Annotated in this window: 5 protein-coding genes and 1 pseudogene; all 6 read left to right on the forward strand. The window is 37.1% G+C overall.

The annotated features are described in order from the left end of the window. A partial coding sequence (locus AB5Z52_RS16120; protein WP_368267014.1) for a bifunctional 4-hydroxy-2-oxoglutarate aldolase/2-dehydro-3-deoxy-phosphogluconate aldolase occupies positions 1-381 on the forward strand: 381 nt, incomplete at its 5' end. Beyond that, on the forward strand, positions 368-820 hold the full coding sequence (locus AB5Z52_RS16125; protein ID WP_060805110.1) for a PTS sugar transporter subunit IIA: 453 nt from the start codon (positions 368-370) through the stop codon (positions 818-820). The genes AB5Z52_RS16120 and AB5Z52_RS16125, both read left to right, overlap by 14 nt. Positions 821-836: 16 nt before the next feature. After that, the gene (locus tag AB5Z52_RS16130) at positions 837-1,142 is read left to right on the forward strand and encodes a PTS lactose transporter subunit IIB (protein WP_060805111.1); all 306 of its coding nucleotides are present in this window, start codon (positions 837-839) and stop codon (positions 1,140-1,142) included. Between the two features lie 11 nt (positions 1,143-1,153). After that, positions 1,154-2,431 carry a PTS galactitol transporter subunit IIC gene (locus AB5Z52_RS16135; protein ID WP_060805112.1) on the forward strand — a complete coding sequence of 426 codons (1,278 nt, stop codon included), beginning with the start codon at positions 1,154-1,156 and terminating at the stop codon, positions 2,429-2,431. An 18-nt stretch (positions 2,432-2,449) separates the two neighbouring features. After that, positions 2,450-3,598 (forward strand): galactonate dehydratase, encoded by a 1,149-nt coding sequence (gene dgoD, locus AB5Z52_RS16140; RefSeq protein WP_060805113.1) that lies wholly within the window; start codon positions 2,450-2,452, stop codon positions 3,596-3,598. A gap of 11 nt (positions 3,599-3,609) precedes the next feature. Continuing rightward, a pseudogene (locus tag AB5Z52_RS16145) lies at positions 3,610-3,842 on the forward strand (aryldialkylphosphatase); the annotation flags it as partial.

A 3,842-nucleotide genomic window follows, 5' to 3' on the forward strand; every position in this document is an offset into this window, starting at 1 on the left:
TTTTCAACACCAATTTTTTCGTTGGCTAAAGAACGTGGGGTGGTAACTGTGCCATCAGCTTTTACGCCATCGGAAATTCAAGTTATGTTTGATGAAGGTGCCGATATTGTAAAGGTTTTTCCAGCAGTCACTGTAGGGCCAACCTACTTTAAACAACTGGCCGGTCCTTTTGGTATACGGCCTTTAATGGCAGTTGGAGGAGTGACGATTGATAATATTGCGGCTTTTAAAAAAGCAGGAGTTGTGTACTTTGGGGTAGGATCAAGCATGTTTCAAAAAGCTGATATACAAAACCGCAATGGGCAAGCTATTCGAAAATCAATTCAATCATATTTAGATAAACTAGCTGAAGCAGGAAGTGAAGAAGATGAGTCTCATTAAATTAGAAGAAAAAAATATTTTGTTAAATCAAAGTTTTTCAAACCAAGAAGAATACTTTCAAAAGATTACAAAGAAACTGATGACGGAAAACATGGTAAAGGAGGGATATCTCGAGTCAATCACTAAGAGAGAAACAACTTATCCAACGGGGCTATATATTGGGGAACGCTCAATCGCAATTCCACATACAGATTATCAGTTATCAAATGTTACCGCTATTTTAGTATCCGTTCTTAAAGATAGTTTGCATTTTCAGCGAATGGATGATCCCGAAGAAATGGTTTCAGTGAATGTTATTATTCACCTTTTATTCGATAGTCCCGATAAGCAACCGCAATTATTGAAGGAGTTGATGAGTAAAGTTACCAATCAGGATTTCTTACAAGCAATTATGGAAGCAAAGAGTAAAACAGAAGTTTTAACTGCATTTAATCAATAAATTGGAGGGAAATACAATGAGTAAAAAAACAATTATCGTCGCATGTGCATCATCAATGATTACATCTACAATGGCAGCTAATAAAATTCGGAAAATAGCAAAAACAAATGGATTACCAGAACCTCGAATTTTGCAACTAAAATTTTCAGAAGTTGCAGGTGCTTTAGAATCAAATCAAGTTGACTTTATCGTTCCTACAGGGAAATTACAAGAAAATGTAACCAAAGGAATTAAAGTTATACCTGGAACACCATTTGTTACTGGAGTGAATGAAGAAAAATCTGAATCTTTGGTGTTAGAAGCATTGAAAGAGCTTGACTAGGAGGGTGAAAAATGAATATTGTCATTGATGCGTTAAACTGGATCTCAAGTTTGGGTCCGATGATTATGATGCCTATCATTATCTTGATTTTAGGATTATTTTTTAGAATTAAGCTAAATACATTACTAAAATCAGCGTTGACTGTGGGGATTGGTTTTGCGGGTGTAAATATTATTATTAATTGGTTTATTTCACAGGTAGGTCCATCTGTTCAGTTAATGGTCAAAAATTGGGGTATTCAAACAAGTATTATGGATGTCGGCTGGCCAGCTCGTGCAGCAGCCACTTGGTCTTTTCCTCTAGCAGCAGTTATGGTATTTATTATTTTGGGTATTAATGTGTTGATGCTGATTTTTAAAAAGACCAATACAGTAATGGTCGATTTCTGGAGTTATAATCACTATATTTTTGTAGCTGCTTTGGTTTATTATGCAACGGATAAAAATATTATATTGGCGGTAATCTTCGGGGCGATTGATGCAATTATTAGTTTTAAACTCGCTGATTGGACAACGCCGTTAGTAGAGGATTACTTTGAACTAGAAGGGGTTAATTTCCCGACTGCGAACTCAGTTGGTTGGGCACCCTTGGCTTGGCTACTTAACAAATTGTGGGACCGCATTCCTGGATTAAATAAGGTAGATGCTCGTCCTGAAAAAATTCAAGAGCGGTTTGGTTTTGTTGGTGAGCCTATGTTTATGGGATTTGTCATCGGCTTGGTTATTGGGTTATTAGCAAAAGAACCTGTTGATAAGGTATTGATAGTGGGAATGAGTACTTCTGCAACAATGGTTCTAACACCTAAAATGATGCAAATTTTAATGGAAGGATTATTACCCTTTGCTAATTCTGTTAAGAAATTCTTGAATGTAAAATTTCCAGGAAACAATTTTACAATGGGTGTGGATGCTGCGTTGACAGTTGCTAATTCAAGTGCCATTGCTACGGGTATTATCATGGTTCCGATTACCTTAGTGTTGGCTGCTATTTTACCAGGTAACAAACTCTTACCTATTTCAGATATTGCCTACCAAGCAATGTGGCTATCTGCATGGCCGGTCGCCTTTTCAAAAGGAAATATTATTCGCGGAATACTTTCCACCACGATTATAACAGCTTGTGTGCTTTTAATTGCTACTAGTTTAGCCGGCATACATACACAATTAGCTTTGGCTGGGGGATTCCAATTACCAGCAGGAATGACACAAATATCTACCGAAGATGCAGGTACACACATTATTGGTTTCATTTTAATGAAGATTGCTGAGTTTATTTCAAATATTTTCTAATATTCAGGAGGGCATACAGTGAAAATTTCAAAAATTACAGTCTATAAAGTAAAACCAAGATGGATTTTTGTCAAAATATCTACAGATGAAGGTATTGAAGGCTGGGGTGAAATGATTTCTGGAACTAAGACTGAAACAGTTGTGGCAGGAGCTTATGAGATAGGAAATCGATTCTTAGTTGGTCAAAACCCATTTGCAATTGAACGTCTGTTTCAGGAAATGCATCGTTCATTTTTCCGAGGTGGTCCTATTAATGGAACGATTGTCTCTGGACTTGAAATGGCTTTATGGGATATTAAAGGGAAAGCCTTAAATGTTCCAGTTTATGAATTACTAGGTGGAGCAGCCCGTGATAAAATCAAAGTATATTCTTGGATTGGTGGAGATCGTCCTTCTGAAGTAGTAGAGCAGGCACAAGATCGAGTAGATCGTGGGTTTACCGCCGTGAAAATGAACGCGACAGAAGAATTACACTACATTGATTCTTATGAAAAAGTAGCTGAAGTAGTGGAACGTGTTGCTTCAATTAGAGAACGTTTTGGAGATACATTGAGCATTGGTGTCGATTTTCATGGTCGTGTTCACAAACCAATGGCTAAGGTTTTAGCAAAAGCACTGGAACCCTATCATCCAATGTTCTTAGAAGAAGTGGTTTTGCCGGAGAATGAAGAACATTTCAGTGAAGTAGCCAATGCAGTTGCTGTACCACTAGCAACGGGTGAACGTTTGTATACAAGATGGCAATTTAAATCAATTCTTCAACAGGGAGCGATTGATATCATTCAACCAGATGTAGCTTTATGTGGAGGGATTTTAGAAACAAGAAAAATTGCTGCAATGGCTGAAGCTTATGATATAGCAGTTGCCCCCCATGCACCATATGGACCGATTGCGTTAGCAGCTACATTACAAGTTGATTCTTGTACACCTAATGTGTTTATTCAAGAACAAAGCTTAGGTATTCATTACAACAAAGGGTTTGATTTGTTAGATTTTGTAAAGAATAAAGAGATATTCCAATACAAAGATGGCTTCGTAGATCTTCCGACAAAACCAGGTTTAGGGTTAGAAATGGACGAAGATCGAGTGAAAGAAATTGCACAAGAAGGTTTAGTTTGGACCAATCCTAAGTGGAAAAATTATGATGGTACAATCGCTGAATGGTAGGAGATGAGTGCATGATCAATACGGTTACAGGCCCAATCGAAGCTGAGTCTTTGGGTACAACATTTATTCATGAACATTTATATGTCATTCCTAATGAGTTAAGAAAGTATGAAGATTATACCTTGGATGATATTTATCATAGTATTGCGGAAGTTATGGCTTTTAAACAAGCTGGTGGAAAAACTATCGTTGATTTGACACCAATTAATTATGGACGAAATCCGTTAGCTTTGAAAATGATATC

Source organism: Enterococcus sp. RTP21361st1_A6_RTP21361_211029 (assembly GCF_040910045.1).
GTDB lineage: Bacteria > Bacillota > Bacilli > Lactobacillales > Enterococcaceae > Enterococcus_D > Enterococcus_D gallinarum.